This is a genomic window from Streptomyces sp. NPDC006384 (genome assembly GCF_042870695.1).
Lineage (GTDB): Bacteria > Actinomycetota > Actinomycetes > Streptomycetales > Streptomycetaceae > Streptomyces.
In genome coordinates, this window is record NZ_JBIAHR010000017.1 from 160,805 (window position 1) to 183,593 (window position 22,789).

Sequence of the window (22,789 nt, forward strand, 5' to 3'; positions counted from 1 at the left end):
ATTGGGCTGCGGATGGTGTGGTGATGCCGCTCAGGAACTGCGGTAGTCGCGAAGCGCGGAACGCCGGGCGGAGAACGCGCTCTCCTGTGCGTCCCTCACCAGTGCTCTCGCCACCTCCTCGCTCGTGCCCAGGGCGGTGGCCCAGGCCCGTGTCATCTCGGCGCCCTGTGCTTCGAGGACCTCGAGCAAGTCGTCAGGAACCTGCCGAGGCAGCGTCGCCCGCCAGGAGCCCGTGATGTGGCCGGACGGGTCGTCCCCGAACGACGGCACGTGCGCCGGCCCTTCGGTCAGACGCGCGAGGACCTTCTTGTCCCACTCCGACGACTCCGACTGCCCCAGGCCCTCACGTGCCGCAGCGGCCACCGCGTTCATGTCGCCGACGACCCAGGAAGCAACCGTGGGATAGGGAGAAAGAGCTGATTCGGTCTTGTCATGAGCGGCACCGGGCAGTTCCTCGGCGACTCGCCCGGTCAGAGCCCTGTGCAGGTTCGCATAGCTGTCGGGGTCGGCGGACAGACCCACCATGACGCGCAGGAGTGACGCGGCGGGAACGGACATGTGCGCGCCCTTGCCGTCCTCCCACGCCTTGTCCGAGGGAAGCTCATGACGGAGGTAGTCGATGCTCCCGGGAGCCAGGACCCCGAATACGTCCGGTGCGTAGTCCGCCAACGCGAGAGAAACTGGCGCCGTCAGCTCCGGATCCAAGGACGAGTCATTCACCTCGGTGGTGTCGGCGAGTGCCAACAGGACGTCCTTCATGGCTTGGGCCTGGGACAGCGAATGGCGCCCTGCCTGCTTCCCGGTCGTCGCGCCCACGATGGCCTCACCGAGTTCCGCGCAGGTCAAGTCGGGTTCGTACGCGGAACCGAGCGCTGTGCGCGTGCGCTCGTGCTTCAGGAGCCGGTGACAGGTTCCTTCTTCATCCTGTGAGCCGAAGGCATAGAACCACCCGCCGATCCCTGCTGCGACGACCAGGAGACACACAACGATCAGTGTTGTCTTGGCGTCCAGGCGCCGTGTTCCGCTCACAGTAACTTCCCCGGATCGATCCAGTCAGCCTGGTCGTCACTCTGCGGCAGCATCGTTGCCGTGCTGACGACCGAGCCGGTCTCGCGTTGTCAGTTCGTCGTGTCCGTCAGGTACTTGCCTGTGGTCTCAGCCCCTCGGTCACGGCCCTGAAGCATGTTGGTGATGAGCTTCCTGCTCTCAGGGCTGTCCGCTGCGATGTCGGACCGGCCCTGGGCCCAGCCTTCCACGAGGTAGGCCGCCTGCTGATTGTCGTTGAGGTACTTGTCCGCGATCTGCGCATTGGCCTCGGCGTCCGCCTCCGCTTTCATGGAGTTTCCGAGGTCCCAGGTCAGTGTGTCCACGCCACGCTGCAGAGCGTCACCGAACGCGATGCTGACGGGGCCCACCGTGGCGTACAGCGGAGTGACCGCACCGCCGACGAAGTGGTACGCGGCCTTCATCTTCCAGTCGACGTCGGCGTACGTGTCCATGCGTTCGTCGTTGAGGACGTCTTCCTTGATCGCCGAGTACGCGCCCAGGCCACTTCCCAGGTTCTCCAGCTCCTCGTCCAGGTCACCGCGAGCCGCACCCTCGGGCAGAGTGCCCAGCTCGTTGCCGACGTGACGGAGTTCGGCCTTCTGCAGGGTCGAGTACGCCTCGGGGTCCTCCGAAAGACCACGCAACGTCTCGACGAGGGTCTTGGCATCGGTGGCCAGATGGGTGGAACCGCCCTCGTCGAAGTAGCCTTCGCCTCCGCCCGCGCGAATGTAGTCGATGTCGACGCCGGCGAGGATCTTGTGCGTGTCCGATCCGTACTCGCCCAGGGCATTGGCCACCGGCTGACGCAGGTTCGCCGGAATGCCGTCGTCCGTGCCGGCGATCGGTGCCAGCTCCGTCACGATCGAGTGCATCACACGTGCCTGAGCCTCGGTGTGCTTCATGTCGGGCCAGGGATCCTCGCCGGTCTTCAGGGGCACGTGCCCGGTCGAGGCGGCTTCCAGGGCCGCGCCGAGCCCCACGCGGCTGAGCGGGTCGTCCATGGTGACGACGGTCGGGCCGGCGGCCGTGCTGTGCCGAGGCCAGTCACGGTCGTCGAGGAGGTACTTCAAGTGGTCGTTCGCCACGTGATCGGCGCCCGAACCGTTGCCCGCGGGGTCGAAGAAGGCGGTGGCCGCGTCGGGGTTCCTGCTCATGACGCCCAGGAGCCCGTCGATCGCGTCCGCACGCACGCCGTCGTGGCCGGCTCCCCACTCCTGGAAGATTCCTGGGGATTTCTTCTCGGCCGTGATCAGGTCGTCCCCCAGCTCGTAGAGGAACTGGTCGTCGTACTTGGTGTCGCTGTGCTGCATCAGACCGACGAAGGACTGGTAGCCGTAGAGCGGCTGGGTGTTCGATCCGTAGTTCTTGGTGCCGGACTTCTCCAGACTCTGGGTCCACTGCCGGTAGAACTGCCCGTCGTCGCTGGCGAGCCAGTTCGTGAACTTCTGCGAGCCCGGAGGGGCGTCGGCGACGGACCCGGGCACCTGGGTGGCCCTGGCGACCGTGTCGGCCAGACCGCCCTGCAGCTCCAGGTACTGGGCCTTGTGTTTCTTGTCGTCGTCGTAGGCGAGCTGGTTCAGCTCGTTGGTCAGTTTGATGGTGCCGTCCGTGCCGAGCCCCTTCAGCAGAGTCTGGCTGAACACCTTGTCGTCGGAGTTGTCGCGGAACGCGCGGTCGAGCTCGGCGAGTTCGGCTGCGGAAACCTTCTTGCCGTCCGCCAGGCGGCTCGCGATGTCCTCGGCCTTCTCCGCCTCGTACAGTTCGATGTCGCCCTTCGCCTGGCCGTTGAAGCCGTTGAGGGTGCCGTCGGTGGCATTCGAGTCGACGACGACGGCTTCGAAGGCTGTCTGTACGCCCTTGTCGGCGTCCGTGACGTCCTTGACGAGCTGGTCTATTCGGTCCTGCCAGGAGTTCACGGCCTTGCGCACACTGTCCTGGAAGTCGGGATCGTGGTGGTACGCGTTGAGGGTCCCCGCGTCCAGACTCGCGGTGTCGTAGGAGACCACGCCCTTGTCCGACACCCTCATCCCCGCCTCGACGGCCTCCTGGCGGGCCGTCTTCAGCTTCCCCTGCAGATCGACGAACTGGGTGTGCGCGTCACGCAGGAGGGAGGCGATGGCCTTCGCCTCGGTCTGGGCGCTCTGGTACTCCGTCAGGGTGATGTCGAACCGGCGGTTGGCGGCATCCGCGCTCAGACCGATCCACGTCGGCCCCATGGAGATGCCGTGCACATCCCGCTTGTAGGCCTTCTCCTGCTTGCCGAACTCCTTGGCCATGTCGTCCCAGCCGTCGGCTGCCGTGGTGAGGGTGGCCAGGTCGGTCGTCATTATCTCGTGGTAGGTCGGCATCGTCCCCCGCTACGCGCTGTGATGACTGCTCGATGGCGACGGCTCAGTAGCCGTCGAGGCTGGACGACTGGCGCACACCCTGCCCGACGGTGAAGTCGGTGTTCGTGAGGAGGATGTTGGTGCTGCGCAGGGCCTCCTTCTCGGCGGACAGGCGGGTCATCAGGTTCTGGACCTGATCACCCCACGTCTTGTGCGCCTTCTTCAGGGCTCCCGAGGTGGCCCACCCCTCACCGTCCTTGGCGGCGAAGGCCTTGACCGCGGCGTTGGTGTCCTCGTCGGCCCAGTCACCCGCCTTGCGGGTGTCGGGCTCGAGGTGGTCCTCGATGGCCTTGGCGGCGGCCTTCTTCTGGGCGGGGCTGGACGCCAGGTCCTTCTTCCCGCCGCCCAGGAGCGGCGGCGGCCCCGGGGTGACTCCCGGCTCGGCCGGGTACTGGTTCAGCCGCATGCCGACCGGCTCCCCGGCCCCACCGCCGTGCTGCTCTCCGACAGACTCAGCCATGGTTCCCACACCCCGTTTCCGCGCGCCTGAGGTTCACGCGCCACACTAACAACACGCCTGTCGGCAATGATCGCGAGCCGACTCCGGGGCTCCACGGCCCCGTCGCACGGCGGCGGGCGCGTACGCCCGCCACCCGTCCGTCAGTACGTCTCCTCCGCCACCCGCCCCGTCTGCACCAGCGGCCGCCCCCGCTTCCGGGAGACGAACACCCCCCGCCCCGCGGGCATCGGCCTCGGCCGTACGCCGCCCAGGACGTCACCCTCGGCCGGGTCGCCCGCCAGGACGACGCCCTGGGCGCCCAGCTCCTTGATGCGCTGCATGAAGGCCTCGTACGAGGCCCGGCCGGCGCCGGCGGTGGAGCGGGCGATGATGAAACGCACGCCCACGTCCCGGGCGAACGGCAGGAGTTCGGTCAGGCCGCTGAGCGGATTGCCGCTCGACGTGGCGACGAGGTCGAAGTCGTCGACGACCACGAACACCGTCGGCCCCTGCCACCAGCTGCGCTCACGGAGCTGCCGGGCGGTCACGTCGGCCGTGGGGGTACGGCGCTTCATGAGGTCGGCCAGGGCCACCATGTGGTGCTCCATGGCGTTGGACATGGGGATGTACTCGGCGAGGTGGGTGTCCGGCGTCACGCCCAGCAGGGAGCGCCGGTTGTCCACGACGAAGAGCTTGCACTCGTCGCCGGAGTACCGCGCCGCCAGCTGCTTGATCAGCAGCCGCAGCAGGTTCGACTTGCCGGACTCGCTCTCGCCGAAGACCAGGAAGAACGGGTCCTGGTCGAAGTCGACGAAGACCGGCTCCAGGTTGTCCTCGTCGAGGGCGAAGGCGACACCCCGCTGCGGGAAGCGGTCGCCCGGAGGCAGCTGCTCCGCCGGGAACTCGCGCGGCAGCAGACGCACCGCGGGCGCGCCCGGCGCCTGCCAGTGCCGGGACACCTCGGCCGACAGCGCGGCCGTGGCGTCCGCCAGGTCCGTGTCGGACGTCAGGCCGTCGATGCGCGGCACCGCCGCCATGAAGTGCAGCTTCTGCGGCGACAGACCGCGGCCCGGGACACCGGTGGGGACGTTCGCGGCGGCCTTCCGGTCCAGCTCGGAGTCCATCGTGTCGCCCAGCCGCAGCTCCAGCCGGTTCAGCAGGCTGTCCTTGAGCGCGGAGCGCACCTCCATCGAGCGGGACGCGGAGAGGACCAGATGGACGCCGTAGCCGAGACCGCGGGCGGCGATGTCGAGGATCACCTGATCGAGCGCCTCGTACTCGGTACGGAAGTTGGCCCAGCCGTCGATGACCAGGAAGACGTCGCCCCACGGCTGGTCGGTGACCGAGATGTCGCCACGGGCCCGCCGGGTCCGGAACTCGGCGATGGAGGAGATGCCCGAGGACCGGAAGTACTCCTCGCGGCGGTTCAGGACGCCGTAGACCTCCGCGACGGTACGCCGGACCTTCTCCGGGTCCAGACGCGAGGCGATGCCGCCCACATGCGGCAGCCCGGCCACCGCGGCCATGCCGCCACCACCGAAGTCCAGCCCGTAGAACTGCACTTCGTGCGGCGTGTGGGTGAGCGCGAAGGAGCAGATCAGCGAACGCAGCAGCGTCGACTTGCCGGACTGCGGGCCGCCCAGGATCTGCATGTGGCCGGCGGCACCGGAGAAGTCCAGCCACAGCGGGTCACGGCGCTGCTCGTAGGGCTTGTCGACGATGCCGACGGGGACCACGAGCCGTCCGGCGCCCTCGTAACCGGGCTGGGTCAGTCCCCGGCCCTGCACGGCGGTGAGCCCCGGCAGCAGCGAGTCCAGCGACGGCGGGCTGTCCAGCGGCGGCAGCCACACCTGGTGGGCCGCCGGCCCCTGGGCCTCGAGCCGGCGCACGACGACGTCCAGCACGGTGTCCGCGAGCGCGTCGTCCACCTCGCCGGCACCGTCCGCCGGACTCTCGCCCTGCCGCGGTGCCGGCACGTACCGCACCGGCACCTCCGCCGCCGTGAACAGAACCGGCCTGCGGTCCTGCGGGAGCAGACCGTCACCGGCCCCGGCCCGCCGCGAGCCGGAACGGTAGACACCGGAGACGTACGCGGCCTTGAACCGGACCATCTCGTCGGTGCCGTACTTCAGGAAGCCGGAACCGGGCACGTTCGGCAGCTCGTACGCGTCCGGCACACCGAGCGCCGCCCGCGACTCGGCGGCCGAGAAGGTGCGCAGACCGATGCGGTAGGACAGATAGGTCTCCAGGCCGCGCAGCCGGCCCTCCTCCAGCCGCTGCGAGGCCAGCAGCAGGTGCACGCCCAGCGACCGGCCGATGCGGCCGATCTGCACGAACATGTCGATGAAGTCCGGCTTCGCGGTCAGCAGCTCACTGAACTCGTCGATGACCAGCAGCAGCGAGGGGATGGGCTGGAGCGGCGCACCCGCCGCCCGTGCCTTCTCGTAGTCGTGGATGTTGGCGTAGTTGCCCGCGTCGCGCAGCATCTCCTGGCGGCGGTTGAGCTCACCGCGGATCGAGTCGCCCATGCGGTCGACGAGGGTGAGGTCGTCCGCCAGGTTGGTGATCACGGCTGCCACGTGCGGCATCTGCGCCATGCCCGCGAAGGTGGCGCCGCCCTTGAAGTCCGCGAGGACGAAGTTCAGCGTCTCGGAGGAGTGGGTGACCGCGAGACCCAGCACCAGCGTGCGCAGCAGCTCCGACTTGCCGGAACCCGTCGCGCCCACGCACAGACCGTGCGGGCCCATGCCCTCCTGGGCGGCCTCCTTGATGTCGAGCATCACCGGGCGGCCGTCCTCGCCGACGCCGATCGGCACCCGCAGCCGCTCCGCCTGGGAACGCGGCCGCCAGGTGCGCCGGGTGTCGATGGAGGCGGCGTCACCCAGGTTGAGCAGGTCGGTGAACTCCAGGTTCGCCAGCAGCGGTTCGTCGTCGTCTCCGCCCGAGGCCATGCGCAGCGGCGCCAGCTGCCGGGCCAGCGCCTCCGCGGACTCGTACGACAGGACGTCGGGCGTCCCTTCGTAGACGACGCCGTGCGCGGGCTCCAGACGCAGCGAACGCGGCTGCACGAGGACGGAGAGGTCACCGCGGGCGCCGGACGGCTCGCCCTCGGTCAGCTCGACGACCGTCACCCCCTGCAGGCCCTCGGGGCCGGCCAGCAGGGAGTCCGGCGGCAGGGAGACGCCGTCGAGGACGACGACGAGGTGCGGGACGTCCGGCAGGGGCGCCGCGTTCGGGTGGAAGCGGGGGCGCCCGGCCAGCCGCGGGGCCAGCAGGTCCTCGAGCTCACGGGGGTCACAACTGATCAGGCGACGAGACCCGGCACCGTCCGCGACACCGGGAAGCTGCACGTGCGGAAGCCACTTGGCCCATTCCCAGTGCCGCACCGCGTCCCGGCTCGCCGCGATCGCGACGACCAGGTCCTCGGGGGAGTGCAGAGAGGCCAGCGAACCGGTCAGCGCCCGGGCCGAGGAGCGTACGGAATCCGGCTCACCGCCGAGCGTGACGTGGTAGAAGGCGCGCAGGGAGACCGCCATCGGCAGGTCGTCCAAGGTGGAGTGGGCCGCCACGAACCGCTGCATCGCGCCCGCCGTGAGCGGCTCCAGCTGGTCGACCGGGCCGGTCTCGGGAGCGACCAGCGGCGTGGCCAGGGACTGGGGGCCGAGACCGACGCGGACCTGCGCGAAGTCCTCGTCGCCGGGCCGCCGTTCCCACACGCGACTGCCCTCGGCGACCAGCGCCCACAGCTGCTCGGGGGAGGGGTGGAGGTAGTACTGGGCGTCACGCTGCGCCCTCGCCGTCGCCACGGTGGTCCGGCGGACCTGCGACAGGTAACCCAGGTAGTCCCGGCGCAGATCGGCGAGCTGCCCCTGGGAACCGCGGCGGAAACGGACCACCATCGCGATCGACATGGCGATCGTCGACGCGATCATCACCATGCCCATGATGCGCATGAACGGCTGCCCGCTGGTGAAGAAGAAGACGACCGAGCCGCCCATGCCGAGCGTCGGCAGCAACTGCATCAGGACGCTCTCCTGATGCCCCCGGGGCAGCTCGGGCGGCGGCTGCACGACCACCTCGCCCGTCGGGACCTCCGGCGGCAGCGCCCGCGGCGGACGCTTCACGACGATCTGGCTCACTGCTCACCAATCCCCTTGCCGGCCCGCCGGATTTCCGTCCGCCACCCCGTGTCAGGCGGACGAGGGCCGCCGCGCGATCCTACTGATCTCATCACACACCGACGGACGGTAGGGTGCCGGATGTTCGCGTGAGCACACGCGAACCCGGGCGGATGTATGGGGCATTCCGTGAGATGTGGTCCGGCGCTTCACGGCCGGGCCCGGTCGAGCGGCCGTCCTCCCGTCCCTTCCCGCCCCGTCCTGCGGCGGACGCCGGGAAAGAGGCGCAGGACCTTCACACCGCAGACACAGCAGCACCGAGGGGGAGCAGCAGGTGAGCATGACGGCCTCCACAGCGGCCGCCGGTACGGGCGGACCGGGACAGGCAGCTCCTTCGGGGGCGGTGACGGGCCTCGGCTTCTGCCGGGTCACCATCGTCGCGCCCGACAGCCGGATCGACGTGGCGCTGCCCGACGACATACCGGTCGCCGACATCTACCCGGAGATCCTCCGGCTCTCCCGGCAGACCGCCGCCGAGGGCGCCCCCGTCGGCTACCACCTCGTCCGGCGCGACGGCACCGTGCTCGACAGCGCCCGTTCCTTCGCGGCCCAGCGCATCGTCGACGGTGAACTCCTCACTCTGCGCCCCTTCGCCGAATCACTGCCGCCGGCCGTCTTCGACGACGTCTCCGAAGCGGTCGCCTCCGCGGTGACCCGGGACCGTTCCCTGTGGCACGGAGAGCTCACGCGCGCCGCCGGCCTCGTCGGCGGCGGCGTACTCCCCGCGCTGCTCGCGTTCGTCGCCTGGAGCGCCGACCCGCGACACGACATGCACGGCCTGCCCGGCATCCTCGCGGGCATCGCGGGGGCTCTCCTCGTCGTCCTCGGCTGTGTCCGCGCCCGCGTCTACGACGACCGGGCCGCCGCCATCGCGCTCGGCCTCGGCGCGCTGCCCAACGTGGGCGTGGCGGGCTCCGGTCTGCTCTCGCTCTCCGAAGGGCAGGGCATCGGCAAGCTCCAGTTCCTGCTCGCCGCCGCGGCCGTCCTGGTGGCCTCGGTGATCCTCGCCCTGTGCTCCCCGCGCGGCGACGGTCCGTTCGTCGCCTTCGCGACCGCGTCCGGCGTCACCCTGCTCGCCACGTTCGCGGCACTCCTCAGAGACTGGGAGCCGGCCGAGATCGCCGCCCTGTGCACGCCCGTCGCCGTCGGCGCCCTGGCCTTCCTGCCCGGCATGTCCCTGCGCTTCGCGCGCCTGCCCATCGGCTTCGAGGCACCGAACAGCGCACCGCGCAGCGGATACGGCACCGAACCCGAGCCCCACGAACCGGTCGACGCCGAACGCATCGAGGCCCAGACCCGCCGCGGCCACGAACTCCTCGTCGGCCTCGTGGGCGGCTGCGCGCTGCTCGCGGCCGGCTCCGCCCTGGTGCTCGGCTTCTCCGACGGCGTCTGGGCACAACTGCTGGCACTGGCCACCGGAATCGCCCTGCTGATGCGCGCGCAGCTGTTCCGCTACACCGCACAGGTCGCCCCCCTCCTCGCCGCGGGACTGGGCTCCCTGGTCGCGCTCGGGCTCGGGCTGGCACTCGATCCGCCGCACGCCCTGCTCAAGGACGCGCTGGAGGGGGACCGGACCGGCCTCGACATCCGCACGATCTGGCTGGTGGCCGCCGTCGCGCTGGCCGCCGCCCTGATCACCACCATCGGCCTGGTGGCCGCACGCAGCGGGCTCACGCCCTTCTGGGGCCGCTTCCTGGAGATCGCCGAGGGCTTCGTCCTGCTGACACTGGTACCACTGGCACTCGCCGTCTTCGACGTGTACACGACCGTGCGGTCGATGACGGGCTGACCCGCAGGAAACGCCCATGACGGGCCGCGCCCGTCACCAGGGACCGGAACCGCGGCCCTTCCGCGCCGGACGGCCGGTCCCGGCCGGAGCGTCCCGGCCCGGCACCACACTCCCGACTCCCAGCGGAAAGGCACTCGTGTGAGCTTCGGCCCGCCCCCGTCCATGCAACCGCCGACCACCCCCATGGCCCCGCCCACGCCGCCCGGCCGAGGCACCCGGCGCCGGGTGCTGCTGGGGCTGCTGGCCGTGATTCTGGTGGCGGCCGTCGGCACGGGCGGCTGGCTGCTGTGGCGCGACGGGGACGAGACGGACCACCGTCCGGCCGAGCCGCCCGCCGCCCAGGGCCGGCTCGACGTGCGCGAGACGGTCGAGAAGCGCCCCGCCGACATCACCGGCGAGATGGCCTTCCGGTTCTCCGAGGACGAGATGGTCCCCGGCGAGCACAACGAGATGCCGGGCATGTGGGCCACCGACAAGATCCTCGCCAAGGGCATCAAGGGCACGGTGGCCGGCTTCCGCATCGGCACGGACGCCGAGGTCGGCGACGAGGCGTGGAAGATCCCGCTCGGCGGACAGATCTGCGGCTACACACGCCACGTGAGCGGGGACAACCGCACGGCCGTCCTCTTCGGAGAGAGCAACGAGGAGGACGCCCTGTGCAACCGCGTCGCCTTCGTCGACCTCGACGAAGGCCGCAAGGTCTGGGAGCACGACTTCCCCGTCTCCGGCGCGGGCCGCTCGCAGGACGCCCCAAAGGACGCCGACGTCCAGGACCGGCCGAGCGTGACCCTGACCCGCGGCGTCGTCGCCGTGACCTGGGGAGGCGGCACCATCGGGTACGACATGGACAAGGGGACGAAGCGCTGGAGCACCACGGTCGCCGGCCGCTGCCAGGACATGGGTGCCGCCGGCGGACGGGCGCTCGTCGTCCGGGAGAAGTGCTGGAGCGCCGAAGAGACACCGCCCGGCGCGTACTGGCAGGGCGTCACCTACAACGTGCGCAAGGTCGACCCGGCCACGGGCCGCACCCTGTGGTCGTACACGGCCCCCAAGGGGATCCGCGACCTCAGCGTGCCGTCCACCGAGCCGGCCGTCGTCGCCGTGGCCGCCGGCGAGATCGGACTCACCGAACTCATCTCCCTGGACGACAAGGGCAAGTACCGGTCCACCGTCCGGCTGGGCGACGGAACCTACGTCGGCGAGTGCTTCACCGGCGACTACCTCGTCGTCGACTACTGCCCGACCATCGCCGTCGGCGCGGGGCAGGCCTTCCTGCGCAGCAAGGACCAGCCGGAGAAGGCGGTCTCCAACTGGGTCATCGGCTTCGACCTGGCGACCGGGAACACCACGACCAAGTTCGACTCGGGCCCCGGCGCGCTGCTCTACCCCCTGCGGATGAGCGGCGACCGGCTGCTCGCCCTGCGCAGCAGCGAGGACCACATCACACCGAACGCGCTCGTCAGCCTGGATCCCGAGACGGGCGAGGAGACTCCCTACCTCTACTTCGGCCTGCCGGTCGAGGCCTACACGCTCACGACACCGGACGTCAACGACATCCTCGTCCAGAACGGGCGGATCTTCTTCGGCGCCAGGGCCGCGAACGGCCCCAGCGGCAGCGAGAAGGAGTGGATCTACCTCGTCCTCGGCATCGGCAGCGACACCGCGAAGAAGCCCTGAGGCCCCTCCCGCCTCATCCCGCCCCGCCCTCCGGCGCCGGCTCCAGGTCGAACTCCCCGTCCCGCGCCCCCAGCACGAACGCGCGCCACTCGGCCTCCGTGTACCGCAGCACGGTGTCCGGGTCGAGCGACGAGCGCATGGCCACGGCGCCGGCGGGGAGGTAGGCGATCTCGACCCGCTCCTCGTGCTCCTCGGTGCCGGGCGCGCTGTGCCATTCGACGCCGGAGATGTCGAGGGAGTACAGCTCGTCCCTCTCCCGCTCCTTGCGCGCCTTCAGCTCGGCGTTCTCGGCGTTCTCAGGGGTCCCGGCGTTCTCGGTGTCGGCCATCGGGGCTCGTCCTTCCTGCGGTGCCTACGGGGTGCGGCGGCCACCTTACTTCCCGGGGTTGTCCCAGCTCAGCGGTTTGCCGATGTACCTACCGGCGAGAGTGACGACGGTCCCGCGGAGCCCGCGGACCGTGCCGTCCGCGCAGGCTGGTACGCTGTGTGACGGCCGTTCGTGTACGCGCCCCCGGAGCCCAGCGCCCTGGAGGCCGCGCCCAGCGGATCCCCGCCTTCCGAGTCACGGAAGATCCCCCGAGACGCAGACCGGGGGCACTCGAAGGCCAGTCACAGACCAAAGAGGAGTACGCGTGTCGCTCGACGCCGCCGTCAAGAAGCAGATCATCTCCGAGTTCGGTACCAAGGAGGGCGACACCGGCTCCCCCGAGGTCCAGGTCGCGCTGCTGTCCCGTCGGATCTCCGACCTGACGGAGCACCTCAAGACGCACAAGCACGACCACCACTCGCGCCGTGGCCTGCTGATCCTGGTCGGTCAGCGCCGCCGGCTGCTGCAGTACCTCGCCAAGAAGGACATCCAGCGCTTCCGTGCGCTGGTCGAGCGCCTCGGCATCCGCCGCGGTGCGGCGGGCGCCAAGTAAGACGCCGTGGAGGGAGCGGTTCCCATCGTTCGGGGGCCGCTCCCTTTGCTGTATGTGCAAGGTGTCACCGCCGCTTTGTAGTGTGGTAGCACAGCACAGGACGTACGAGACAGCGTGAGGGGCACCCGCAAGGGCGGGGAACCCCACGCACACCGAACGAAACGAGGAGAAGCGCGCCTCGCCGCCGGCCGCCGGTCCTCGGTAGTGGCCCCCGGGGGAAGAGCCCCGGGTGCTTCGATCGAAGACCGGCCCGCACAGGACGGAGCGCTTCTCCGCCACCGTCCCCCCGCCACACGGGCGAGGAGGGACGAGGACGAGGAGAAAACACTAGTGGAGAACGAGACCCACTACGCCGAAGCCGTGATCGACAACGGCGCGTTCGGCACCCGCACCATCCGCTTCGAGACGGGCCGCCTGGCCAAGCAGGCCGCCGGCTCCGCCGTGGCCTACCTGGACGACGACACCATGGTGCTGTCGGCCACCAGCGCCTCCAAGAACCCCAAGGACCAGCTCGACTTCTTCCCCCTCACGGTGGACGTCGAGGAGCGGATGTACGCCGCCGGCAAGATCCCCGGCAGCTTCTTCCGCCGCGAGGGCCGGCCGTCCGAGGACGCCGTCCTCACCTGCCGCCTCATCGACCGCCCGCTGCGCCCGTCCTTCAAGAAGGGCCTGCGCAACGAGATCCAGGTCGTCGCCACGATCATGGCGCTCAACCCCGACCACCTGTACGACGTCGTGGCGATCAACGCCGCCTCCGCGTCGACGCAGCTGGCCGGCCTGCCCTTCTCCGGCCCGATCGGCGGCGTCCGCGTCGCGCTGATCCGCGGCCAGTGGGTCGCCTTCCCGACGCACACCGAGCTCGAGGACGCCGTCTTCGACATGGTCGTCGCGGGCCGCGTCCTGGAGGACGGCGACGTCGCGATCATGATGGTCGAGGCCGAGGCCACCGAAAAGACGATCAAGCTGATCGAGGGCGGCGCCGAGGCGCCCACCGAGGAGGTCGTCGCCGCCGGTCTCGAGGCCGCGAAGCCCTTCATCAAGGTGCTGTGCCGCGCCCAGGCCGACCTCGCCGCCAAGGCCGCCAAGCCGACCGGCGAGTTCCCGATCTTCCTCGACTACCAGGACGACGTCCTGGAGGCGCTGACCGCCGCGGTCAAGCCCGAGCTGGCCCAGGCGCTCACCATCGCCGGCAAGCAGGAGCGCGAGGCCGAGCTGGACCGCGTCAAGGGGCTCGCCGCCGAGAAGCTCCTGCCCCAGTTCGAGGGCCGGGAGAAGGAGATCTCCGCCGCGTACCGCGCGCTGACCAAGTCCCTGGTCCGCGAGCGCGTCATCAAGGAGAAGACCCGCATCGACGGCCGCGGTGTCACCGACATCCGCACCCTGGCCGCCGAGGTCGAGGCCATCCCGCGGGTCCACGGCTCCGCCCTGTTCGAGCGTGGCGAGACCCAGATCCTGGGCGTCACCACCCTCAACATGCTCCGCATGGAACAGCAGCTGGACACCCTCTCCCCGGTGACCCGCAAGCGCTACATGCACAACTACAACTTCCCGCCGTACTCCGTCGGCGAGACCGGCCGCGTCGGCTCCCCCAAGCGCCGCGAGATCGGCCACGGCGCCCTCGCCGAGCGCGCCATCGTGCCGGTGCTGCCGACGCGCGAGGAGTTCCCCTACGCGATCCGCCAGGTGTCCGAGGCCCTCGGCTCCAACGGCTCGACGTCCATGGGATCGGTCTGCGCCTCCACCATGTCGCTGCTGAACGCCGGTGTGCCGCTGAAGGCCCCCGTCGCCGGTATCGCCATGGGCCTGATCTCCCAGGAGATCAACGGCGAGACGCACTACGTCGCCCTCACCGACATCCTCGGTGCGGAGGACGCCTTCGGCGACATGGACTTCAAGGTCGCCGGCACCAAGGAGTTCGTGACCGCCCTCCAGCTCGACACCAAGCTGGACGGCATCCCCGCCTCCGTCCTGGCCGCGGCCCTCAAGCAGGCCCGCGACGCCCGCCTCCACATCCTCGACGTGATGATGGAAGCGATCGACAAGCCGGACGAGATGTCCCCGAACGCGCCGCGGATCATCACCGTGAAGATCCCCGTCGACAAGATCGGTGAGGTCATCGGCCCCAAGGGCAAGATGATCAACCAGATCCAGGAGGACACGGGCGCCGAGATCACGATCGAGGACGACGGCACGATCTACATCGGTGCCGCCGACGGCCCGGCCGCCGAGGCCGCCCGCGCCACGATCAACGGCATCGCCAACCCGACGATGCCCGAGGTCGGCGAGCGCTACCTGGGCACCGTCGTGAAGACGACGACCTTCGGCGCGTTCGTCTCCCTGCTGCCCGGCAAGGACGGTCTGCTGCACATCTCGCAGATCCGCAAGCTCGCCGGCGGCAAGCGCGTGGAGAACGTCGAGGACGTCCTCGGCGTGGGCCAGAAGGTCCAGGTCGAGATCGCCGAGATCGACTCCCGCGGCAAGCTCTCCCTGATCCCCGTCATCGAGGGCGAAGAGGGCGACGAGACGCAGAAGGACGACGCCGACCAGTGACGTCCCGTAGCTCCAAGGCGACGGCCCGCACCTCCTCGGAGGCGCGGGCCGTCGCCCGTACCCAAACCCTGATCAAGGGCGAGCACGGCATCGGCACGGTCCGCAAGACCACCCTCCCGGGCGGCCTGCGCATCGTCACCGAGACCCTGCCCTCGGTCCGCTCGGCGACCTTCGGCATCTGGGCCCACGTCGGCTCCCGCGACGAGACCCCGGCCCTGAACGGCGCCACCCACTACCTGGAGCACCTGCTCTTCAAGGGCACCCGGCGGCGCAGCGCCCTGGACATCTCCTCCGCCATCGACGCGGTCGGCGGCGAGATGAACGCGTTCACGGCGAAGGAGTACACGTGCTACTACGCACGCGTGCTCGACACCGACCTGCCGCTCGCCATCGACGTCGTCTGCGACATGCTGACCGGCTCCCTGATCCGCGAGGAGGACGTCGACGTCGAGCGCGGCGCCATCCTCGAAGAGATCGCGATGACCGAGGACGACCCCGGCGACTGCGTGCACGACCTGTTCGCGCACACCATGTTCGGCGACAACGCGCTGGGCCGCCCCGTCCTCGGCACGGTCGACACGGTCAACGCCCTCACCGCCGACCGCATCCGCCGCTTCTACAAGAAGCACTACGACCCGACCCACCTGGTCGTCGCCGCCGCCGGCAACATCGACCACAACAAGGTCGTACGCCAGGTCCGCGCCGCCTTCGAGAAGGCCGGCGCCCTCAAGGACCCGCAGGCCGAGCCCATCGCCCCGCGCGAGGGCCGGCGCACCATCCGCACCGCCGGCCGCGTCGAGCTGGTCGGCCGCAAGACCGAGCAGGCGCACGTCATCCTCGGCATGCCGGGCCTGGCCCGCACCGACGAGCGCCGCTGGGCCATGGGCGTCCTCAACACCGCTCTCGGCGGCGGCATGTCCTCCCGCCTGTTCCAGGAGGTCCGCGAGAAGCGCGGCCTGGCCTACAGCGTGTACTCGTACACCTCGGGCTTCGCCGACTGCGGCCTGTTCGGCGTGTACGCGGGCTGCAGGCCCTCCCAGGTGCACGACGTGCTGAAGATCTGCCGCGACGAGCTCGACCACGTCGCCGAGAACGGGCTGTCCGACGACGAGATCGGCCGCGCCGTCGGCCAGCTCCAGGGCTCCACCGTCCTCGGTCTCGAGGACACCGGTGCGCTGATGAACCGTATCGGCAAGAGCGAACTGTGCTGGGGCGAGCAGATGTCCGTCGACGACATGCTGGCCCGGATAGCCTCGGTCACGCCGGACGACGTCCGCGCCGTCGCCCGCGACGTCCTGGGACGGCGGCCGTCCCTGTCGGTCATCGGCCCGCTGAAGGACAAGCAGGCGTCCCGGCTGCACGACGCCGTCGCCTGACACTCCCGGTCTCTCGGTAAGGAAGCGAACACAACATGAGCAAGCTGCGCGTGGCAGTCCTCGGCGCCAAGGGCCGGATCGGCTCCGAGGCCGTGCGGGCGGTCGAGGCCGCCGAGGACATGGAACTGGTCGCCGCCCTCGGCCGCGGCGACAGCCTGGAGGCGCTGACCGACAGCGGCGCCGAGGTCGCGGTCGAGCTGACCACCCCGGCGTCCGTCATGGACAACCTCGAGTTCTGCGTGCGCCACGGCATCCACGCCGTCGTCGGCACCACCGGCTGGACCGACGAGCGCCTCGCACAGCTGAGGGGCTGGCTCGGCGCCTCCCCGGAGACGGGCGTGCTCATCGCGCCCAACTTCTCCATCGGGGCCGTGCTGACCATGAAGTTCGCGCAGATCGCCGCGCCGTACTTCGAGTCCGTCGAGGTCGTCGAGCTGCACCACCCGAACAAGGTGGACGCCCCCAGCGGCACCGCCACGCGCACCGCGCAGCTCATCGCCGAGGCCCGGCAGAAGGCAGGCGTCGCTCCGGCGCCCGACGCCACTGCCACCGCCCTCGACGGTGCCCGCGGCGCGGACGTGGACGGAGTCCCGGTCCACGCGGTCCGCCTGCGCGGCCTGCTCGCCCACCAGGAGGTCCTGCTCGGCGGCGAGGGCGAGACCCTCACCGTCCGGCACGACTCCCTGCACCACAGCAGCTTCATGCCGGGCATCCTGCTGGGCGCCCGCCGGGTGGTGACCACTCCCGGCCTCACCTTCGGCCTGGAGCACTTCCTGGACCTGGGCTGAACCCGGCCGCCGTCCCCGCCCCAGCCCCACCGATCCCGGAACCGAGCCCCTGACAGCCATGCGCGCGAAGATCTCCTACGTCATCACGGCCGCCGTCCTGGTCTTCTACTTCGTCCTGGTCGGCAGCCGCGGCGTGATGCTCATCGACGCCGGCACCCCCGTCACTGTCACCCTCGGCGTGGCGGTGCTGATCCTGCCGGTGATCGGGGTGTGGTTCCTGTGGAAGAACACCCAGTTCGTCCGCCGCGCCAACCAGCTCGCCGCCGAGCTCGACGCCGAGGGCGGACTGCCCGTCGACGAGCTGAAGCGCACCCCGAGCGGCCGCATCGACCGCGACTCGGCCGACGAGGTCTTCGCCCGCCGCAAGGCCGAGACCGAGGATGCCCCCGACGACTGGCGCAGCTGGTTCCGGCTCGCCGTCGCCTACCAGGACGCCCGCGACACCCCGCGGGCCCGCAAGGCGATGCAGCGCGCGATCGCCCTGCACGACCACCAGCGGGCCAGAACGGTCTGAGACACCCCGAAAAGGCCGGTGGCCCGGTTCCATGTCCACGGAACCGGGCCACCGGCCTTTTCCACTCTCCCGCTCAGCCGTGCCGGTACTCGTCGGCCCACGCCTCCACGGTGTCGGCCGCCCGGTCGAAGGCCTCCGGCCGGGCGAGGAAGTCGGCGTCATGGGTGGTCATCAACGTGAGCGCGCTCTCCCCGGCCCGGCCCTGCCGGACGAGGAGCAGCGCCTGCCCCTGCACCGCGCGCGGCAGGCCCAGCCAGCGCACCGGCTGCTGCGCCGTCCGCACGCCGGCGACCTGCTGCCAGGCCACCGTGCGGGTCACGAGGAAGCCCACATGACGCACCCCGCGCGCGCTCACCCACACGCCCATGCGCAGCAGCCGCAGGGCGCAGACGATCATGACGAGCGCGACGACGAAGACCACCGAGGCCGAGGACAGCGAGCCCGTCGCCGCGATGACGACCGCGGCGAACAGGACGAACGAGGCGAGCAGCAGCACCAGTGCCGCCGCCCCCACACGCCACGGTCCCGGCCGGTAGGGCCGACGCCACTGGTCACGGTCGTCGTAGGGGAGCGCGACGTCCTCGGACGCGTCGAAGGCGCGGTCGGCCGTCAGGAAGGGCAGGGGCACGGCTGGTCCTCACTCGTTCCATCGTGTGCTGTGCCCGGTGAGGCTACCGATCTGTGTCCGCGGTCACCACAACCGGGGCCCGGATGGCGTCAGGCCCGGCCGGGCGCCGCCTCAGCGCCCGTCGGACGCCTGAGACTGCTGCTGCTGCTGCGGTGAGGGCTGGTCGGCCGAGAGCGCGGGCATCCCGATCACCAGGGATCCCACGATCCCGGCGACCACGGTGAGCCCCAGCAGCCAGCGTCCGGCCAACTGGCCGAAGGACGCCCGCTCACGGGGCGGAGGAGTGACATTGCTGCGGAACCTGTCGGCTTCGGCGACGAAGGCGAACGGCACGGGTTCACGCCGGCGGATCATCGGAGGTGCGTCTCCCTTCAGGGATCAAGCGGATCGCTGCTACTCGTGCAGCTGCTACTCATACAGACGAACGAACTCCCCCGCAGGTGCCCAATTTCGCCGACTTCATCGCGGCACGGCCGTGAACGCCCCGTTTGGCGGGCCGTAGAGTGGCCTCGCCAAGCGACAAGATTGGGAAGGCCCTCCACCCGTGACCGACACCCCCGCCGACGATTTCAAGATCGACCTCCGCAGCGACGTCACCGTCGAACTGGTCAAGAGCAGCGCGACCGACTCCGACGTGCTGTTCGCCGCCCGCGTCTCGACCGTCGGGGAGCAGTCCCTGGACGAGCTGCAGAAGGACCCGGAGCGCTCGAAGGGTCTGATCAACTACCTGATGCGGGACCGGCACGGCAGCCCGTTCGAGCACAACTCGATGACCTTCTTCATCAGCGCCCCGATCTTCGTCTTCCGCGAGTTCATGCGGCACCGCGTCGGCTGGTCCTACAACGAGGAATCCGGCCGCTACCGGGAGCTCCAGCCGGTCTTCTACGTGCCGGGCGCCGAGCGCAAGCTGGTCCAGCAGGGCCGCCCGGGCAAGTACGTCTTCGTCGAGGGCACCCCCGAACAGCACGACCTGGTCAGCTGCTCCATGGAGGACTCCTACCGCCAGGCCTACCGCACGTACCAGGAGATGCTCGCCGCCGGCGTCGCCCGCGAGGTGGCCCGCTCGGTGCTCCCCGTCGGCCTGTACTCCTCGATGTACGCCACCTGCAACGCGCGCTCGCTGATGCACTTCCTCGGCCTGCGCACCCAGCACGAGCTGGCGAAGGTGCCGTCCTTCCCGCAGCGGGAGATCGAGATGGTCGGCGAGAAGATGGAACAGGAGTGGGCCCGGCTCATGCCGCTCACCTATGCCGCCTTCAACGCCAATGGGCGCGTGGCGCCGTAACGCGCTCCCGCCGCCCCGGTCAGGTACAGATGTGCGCATCAGTCGCCCGAAGTGTCCCGATTGCGACGTTTGGAGAAGTTCATCTAGCCTGATCAAAGGGACCCGGCACTGCTTGAACCCCCGAGCAGGCAGTGCCGGGCTCCACCCCTTCCCGGCCTGCCGACTCCCCCAAGGGCAGACCCCGCTCTGAGCAACGAGTAGCGTGTAACCCATGGCTCCGACCTCCACTCCGCAGACCCCCTTCGGGCGGGTCCTCACCGCCATGGTCACGCCCTTCACGGCGGACGGCGCACTCGACCTCGACGGCGCGCAGCGGCTCGCCGCCCACCTGGTGGACGCAGGCAACGACGGCCTGATCGTCAACGGGACCACCGGCGAGTCCCCCACCACCAGCGACGCGGAGAAAGCGGACCTCGTACGAGCCGTCCTGGAGGCCGTCGGCGACCGGGCCCACGTCGTCGCCGGAGTCGGCACGAACAACACCCAGCACAGCATCGAGCTGGCCCGCACCGCCGAACGCGCCGGCGCCCACGGCCTCCTGCTGGTCACGCCGTACTACAACAAGCCCCCGCAGGAGGGCCTGTACCGCCACTTCACGGCCATCGCCGACACCACCGAGCTGCCCGTCATGCTCTACGACATCCCCGGCCGCAGTGGCGTCCCGATCAACACCGAGACGCTGGTCCGTCTCGCGGAGCACCCGCGGATCGTCGCCAACAAGGACGCCAAGGGCGACCTCGGCCGCGCCAGCTGGGCCATCGCCCGCTCCGGCCTCGCCTGGTACTCCGGCGACGACATGCTCAACCTGCCGCTGCTCTCGGTCGGCGCCGTCGGCTTCGTCTCGGTCGTCGGCCACGTCGCCACCCCGGAGCTGCGCGCCATGGTGGACGCCTTCGTCGCGGGTGACGTGCAGAAGGCACTGGAGATCCACCAGAAGCTCCTCCCGGTCTTCACCGGCATGTTCCGCACCCAGGGCGTCATGACCACCAAGGCCGCGCTGGCCCTGCAGGGACTGCCCGCGGGACCGCTGCGCGCCCCCATGGTCGAGCTGACCGCGGAGGAAACCGAGCAGCTCAAGATCGATCTTGCGGCCGGCGGGGTACAGCTCTGACAACGGACTTCGCACCACCGCACCGCCAGGTGCCACAACGGCTTCACAACTGAATACGCAGGCCACCGGTGCCTGCATCCCACCAACAACTGCTTCTGCACGAACGTCACGCGCGCCACGTGCCCACCGGTACGTGGCGCGTGTGGTTGAGGAGAGTCTTTTGAGTCATCCGCATCCTGAACTGGGCCGTCCCCCGGCGCTCCCCGCAGGCGGCCTCCGGGTCACCCCGCTGGGAGGCCTCGGCGAGATCGGCCGCAACATGACGGTCTTCGAGTACGGCGGCCGCCTGCTGATTGTCGACTGCGGCGTGCTCTTCCCCGAGGAGGAGCAGCCCGGGATCGACCTGATCCTGCCGGACTTCTCGTCCATCCGGGACCGCCTCGACGACATCGAGGGCATCGTCCTCACGCACGGCCACGAGGACCACATCGGCGGTGTCCCCTATCTCCTCCGCGAGAAGCCGGACATCCCGCTGATCGGCTCCAAGCTGACCCTCGCCCTGATCGAGGCCAAGCTCCAGGAGCACCGCATCCGCCCGTACACCCTCGAGGTGGTGGAGGGGAACCGCGAGCGGGTCGGCCCCTTCGACTGCGAGTTCATCGCCGTCAACCACTCCATCCCGGACGCGCTGGCCGTCGCCATCCGCACCCCGGCGGGCATGGTCGTCCACACCGGCGACTTCAAGATGGACCAGCTTCCGCTGGACAACCGCCTCACGGACCTGCACGCCTTCGCACGTCTCAGCGAGGAGGGCATCGACCTTCTCCTCGCCGACTCGACGAACGCCGAGGTCCCGGGCTTCGTCCCGCCCGAGCGCGACATCTCCAACGTCCTGCGCCAGGTCTTCGCCGGCGCCCGCAAGCGCATCATCGTGGCGAGCTTCGCCAGCCACGTGCACCGCATCCAGCAGATCCTGGACGCCGCGTACGAGTACGGCCGCCGGGTCGCCTTCGTCGGCCGCTCCATGGTCCGCAACATGGGCATCGCCCGTGACCTCGGCTACCTGAAGATCCCGCCGGGCCTGGTCGTGGACGTCAAGACCCTCGACGACCTGCCGGACAGCGAGGTCGTCCTTGTCTGCACGGGCTCCCAGGGCGAACCGATGGCCGCGCTGTCCCGCATGGCCAACCGGGACCACCAGATCCGCATCGTCGAGGGCGACACGGTGATCCTGGCCTCCTCCCTCATCCCGGGCAACGAGAACGCGGTCTACCGCGTGATCAACGGCCTGACCAGATGGGGCGCCAACGTCGTCCACAAGGGCAACGCCAAGGTCCACGTCTCGGGCCACGCCTCGGCCGGCGAGCTGCTGTACTTCTACAACATCTGCCGCCCGAAGAACCTGATGCCGGTCCACGGCGAATGGCGCCACCTGCGGGCCAACGCCGAACTCGGCGCCCTCACCGGCGTCCCGCACGACCGCATCGTCATCGCAGAGGACGGCGTCGTCGTCGACCTCGTCGAGGGCAAGGCGAAGATCACCGGCAAGGTCCAGGCCGGATACGTGTACGTCGACGGCCTGTCCGTCGGTGACGTCGGCGAGCCGGCCCTCAAGGACCGCAAGATCCTCGGCGACGAGGGCATCATCTCGGTCTTCGTGGTCATCGACTCGTCCACCGGCAAGATCACCGGTGGCCCTCATGTCCAGGCACGTGGTTCGGGCATCGAGGACGCGGCCTTCGCCGATGTCCTGCCCCGGATCACGGAGTCACTGGAGCGTTCGGCACAGGACGGGGTCGTCGAACCGCACCAGCTCCAGCAGCTGGTGCGCCGCACCCTCGGCAAGTGGGTCTCGGACAAGTACCGGCGCCGGCCGATGATCCTCCCGGTGGTCGTGGAGGTCTGACGGACCGTCGGCCCTACGGCCGCGCGAACCCGGAGCGGGGCGCACCGATTTGCATCGGGGCGCCCCGCTCCAGTACGTTTACAACTCCGCTCGGACGGGCACCCGACCACTTCGTGGATCGGAGTCGCCCCGAGAGGGTGGAAATACCGACTCAGAATCTCTGATAAAGTCGGAACCGCCGGAAAGGGAAACGCGGAAGCGGGAACCTGGAAAGCACCGAGGAAATCGGATCGGAAAAGGATCTGATAGAGTCG

At 70.0% G+C, this 22,789-nt stretch carries 17 protein-coding genes; 10 read left to right on the forward strand and 7 right to left on the reverse strand.

Annotated elements, in window-relative coordinates:
* Positions 1–30: 30 nt before the first annotated feature.
* From ACFYOJ_RS23565 to eccCa, 4 genes are all read right to left on the reverse strand, one after another.
* Positions 31–1,029 (reverse strand): hypothetical protein, encoded by a 999-nt coding sequence (locus ACFYOJ_RS23565; RefSeq protein ID WP_356553578.1) that lies wholly within the window; start codon positions 1,027–1,029, stop codon positions 31–33.
* 89 nt (positions 1,030–1,118) lie between these two features.
* A complete protein-coding gene (locus ACFYOJ_RS23570; protein ID WP_356553576.1) occupies positions 1,119–3,374 on the reverse strand; it encodes a hypothetical protein in 2,256 nt (751 codons plus the stop codon).
* A 64-nt stretch (positions 3,375–3,438) separates the two neighbouring features.
* Positions 3,439–3,894, reverse strand: a complete 456-nt coding sequence (locus tag ACFYOJ_RS23575) for a hypothetical protein (protein ID WP_356553574.1) — start codon at positions 3,892–3,894, stop codon at positions 3,439–3,441.
* Between the two features lie 140 nt (positions 3,895–4,034).
* Positions 4,035–8,012, reverse strand: a complete 3,978-nt coding sequence (eccCa, locus tag ACFYOJ_RS23580; protein ID WP_356553573.1) for a type VII secretion protein EccCa — start codon at positions 8,010–8,012, stop codon at positions 4,035–4,037.
* A 319-nt stretch (positions 8,013–8,331) separates the two neighbouring features.
* Here eccCa and eccD point away from each other — a divergent pair, with 319 nt between their 5' ends.
* Both eccD and ACFYOJ_RS23590 read left to right on the forward strand, forming a co-directional pair.
* A complete protein-coding gene (eccD, locus tag ACFYOJ_RS23585; protein WP_388597720.1) occupies positions 8,332–9,840 on the forward strand; it encodes a type VII secretion integral membrane protein EccD in 1,509 nt (502 codons plus the stop codon).
* Between the two features lie 162 nt (positions 9,841–10,002).
* Positions 10,003–11,517, forward strand: coding sequence for a PQQ-binding-like beta-propeller repeat protein (locus tag ACFYOJ_RS23590; RefSeq protein ID WP_356553570.1), 1,515 nt, complete (start codon positions 10,003–10,005; stop codon positions 11,515–11,517).
* A gap of 13 nt (positions 11,518–11,530) precedes the next feature.
* Here the strand turns inward: ACFYOJ_RS23590 and ACFYOJ_RS23595 are convergent, their stop codons facing one another.
* Positions 11,531–11,845: a DUF397 domain-containing protein gene (locus ACFYOJ_RS23595; protein WP_356553568.1), complete on the reverse strand. Its 315-nt coding sequence runs from the start codon at positions 11,843–11,845 to the stop codon at positions 11,531–11,533.
* Between the two features lie 304 nt (positions 11,846–12,149).
* Here ACFYOJ_RS23595 and rpsO point away from each other — a divergent pair, with 304 nt between their 5' ends.
* The 5 genes from rpsO to ACFYOJ_RS23620 all read left to right on the forward strand — a co-directional run bounded on the left by rpsO (position 12,150) and on the right by ACFYOJ_RS23620 (position 17,665).
* Positions 12,150–12,437 (forward strand): 30S ribosomal protein S15, encoded by a 288-nt coding sequence (rpsO, locus tag ACFYOJ_RS23600; protein WP_006130415.1) that lies wholly within the window; start codon positions 12,150–12,152, stop codon positions 12,435–12,437.
* Between the two features lie 330 nt (positions 12,438–12,767).
* Positions 12,768–14,987 carry a polyribonucleotide nucleotidyltransferase gene (locus tag ACFYOJ_RS23605; RefSeq protein ID WP_356553566.1) on the forward strand — a complete coding sequence of 740 codons (2,220 nt, stop codon included), beginning with the start codon at positions 12,768–12,770 and terminating at the stop codon, positions 14,985–14,987.
* Positions 14,984–16,363 carry a pitrilysin family protein gene (locus tag ACFYOJ_RS23610; RefSeq protein ID WP_356553564.1) on the forward strand — a complete coding sequence of 460 codons (1,380 nt, stop codon included), beginning with the start codon at positions 14,984–14,986 and terminating at the stop codon, positions 16,361–16,363. Before ACFYOJ_RS23605 ends, ACFYOJ_RS23610 begins: the two co-directional genes overlap by 4 nt.
* A gap of 35 nt (positions 16,364–16,398) precedes the next feature.
* Positions 16,399–17,151: a 4-hydroxy-tetrahydrodipicolinate reductase gene (dapB, locus tag ACFYOJ_RS23615; protein WP_356553563.1), complete on the forward strand. Its 753-nt coding sequence runs from the start codon at positions 16,399–16,401 to the stop codon at positions 17,149–17,151.
* A 58-nt stretch (positions 17,152–17,209) separates the two neighbouring features.
* Positions 17,210–17,665 (forward strand): tetratricopeptide repeat protein, encoded by a 456-nt coding sequence (locus ACFYOJ_RS23620; RefSeq protein ID WP_356553561.1) that lies wholly within the window; start codon positions 17,210–17,212, stop codon positions 17,663–17,665.
* Positions 17,666–17,738: 73 nt separating this feature from the next.
* On the opposite strand, the gene ACFYOJ_RS23625 is transcribed toward ACFYOJ_RS23620, so the two are convergent.
* Both ACFYOJ_RS23625 and ACFYOJ_RS23630 read right to left on the reverse strand, forming a co-directional pair.
* Complete coding sequence (locus ACFYOJ_RS23625; protein ID WP_356553559.1) at positions 17,739–18,293, reverse strand: hypothetical protein; 555 nt, start codon at positions 18,291–18,293, stop codon at positions 17,739–17,741.
* A gap of 111 nt (positions 18,294–18,404) precedes the next feature.
* A complete protein-coding gene (locus ACFYOJ_RS23630; protein ID WP_356553557.1) occupies positions 18,405–18,647 on the reverse strand; it encodes a hypothetical protein in 243 nt (80 codons plus the stop codon).
* A 190-nt stretch (positions 18,648–18,837) separates the two neighbouring features.
* Here ACFYOJ_RS23630 and thyX point away from each other — a divergent pair, with 190 nt between their 5' ends.
* The 3 genes from thyX to ACFYOJ_RS23645 all read left to right on the forward strand — a co-directional run bounded on the left by thyX (position 18,838) and on the right by ACFYOJ_RS23645 (position 22,535).
* Complete coding sequence (thyX, locus tag ACFYOJ_RS23635; protein WP_356553555.1) at positions 18,838–19,578, forward strand: FAD-dependent thymidylate synthase; 741 nt, start codon at positions 18,838–18,840, stop codon at positions 19,576–19,578.
* 211 nt (positions 19,579–19,789) lie between these two features.
* Positions 19,790–20,689, forward strand: coding sequence for a 4-hydroxy-tetrahydrodipicolinate synthase (dapA, locus tag ACFYOJ_RS23640; protein WP_356553553.1), 900 nt, complete (start codon positions 19,790–19,792; stop codon positions 20,687–20,689).
* A 160-nt stretch (positions 20,690–20,849) separates the two neighbouring features.
* The gene (locus tag ACFYOJ_RS23645; RefSeq protein ID WP_356553551.1) at positions 20,850–22,535 is read left to right on the forward strand and encodes a ribonuclease J; all 1,686 of its coding nucleotides are present in this window, start codon (positions 20,850–20,852) and stop codon (positions 22,533–22,535) included.
* Positions 22,536–22,789: the final 254 nt, after the last annotated feature.

Coding starts and splice junctions, on each gene's coding strand:
- ACFYOJ_RS23570 (WP_356553576.1), bottom strand. CDS start 3,374: ATGACGACCGACCTGGCCACCCTCACCACGGCAGCCGACGGCTGGGAC.
- ACFYOJ_RS23575 (WP_356553574.1), bottom strand. CDS start 3,894: ATGGCTGAGTCTGTCGGAGAGCAGCACGGCGGTGGGGCCGGGGAGCCG.
- eccD (WP_388597720.1), top strand. CDS start 8,332: ATGACGGCCTCCACAGCGGCCGCCGGTACGGGCGGACCGGGACAGGCA.
- ACFYOJ_RS23590 (WP_356553570.1), top strand. CDS start 10,003: ATGCAACCGCCGACCACCCCCATGGCCCCGCCCACGCCGCCCGGCCGA.
- ACFYOJ_RS23595 (WP_356553568.1), bottom strand. CDS start 11,845: ATGGCCGACACCGAGAACGCCGGGACCCCTGAGAACGCCGAGAACGCC.
- dapB (WP_356553563.1), top strand. CDS start 16,399: ATGAGCAAGCTGCGCGTGGCAGTCCTCGGCGCCAAGGGCCGGATCGGC.
- ACFYOJ_RS23620 (WP_356553561.1), top strand. CDS start 17,210: ATGCGCGCGAAGATCTCCTACGTCATCACGGCCGCCGTCCTGGTCTTC.
- ACFYOJ_RS23630 (WP_356553557.1), bottom strand. CDS start 18,647: ATGATCCGCCGGCGTGAACCCGTGCCGTTCGCCTTCGTCGCCGAAGCC.
- dapA (WP_356553553.1), top strand. CDS start 19,790: ATGGCTCCGACCTCCACTCCGCAGACCCCCTTCGGGCGGGTCCTCACC.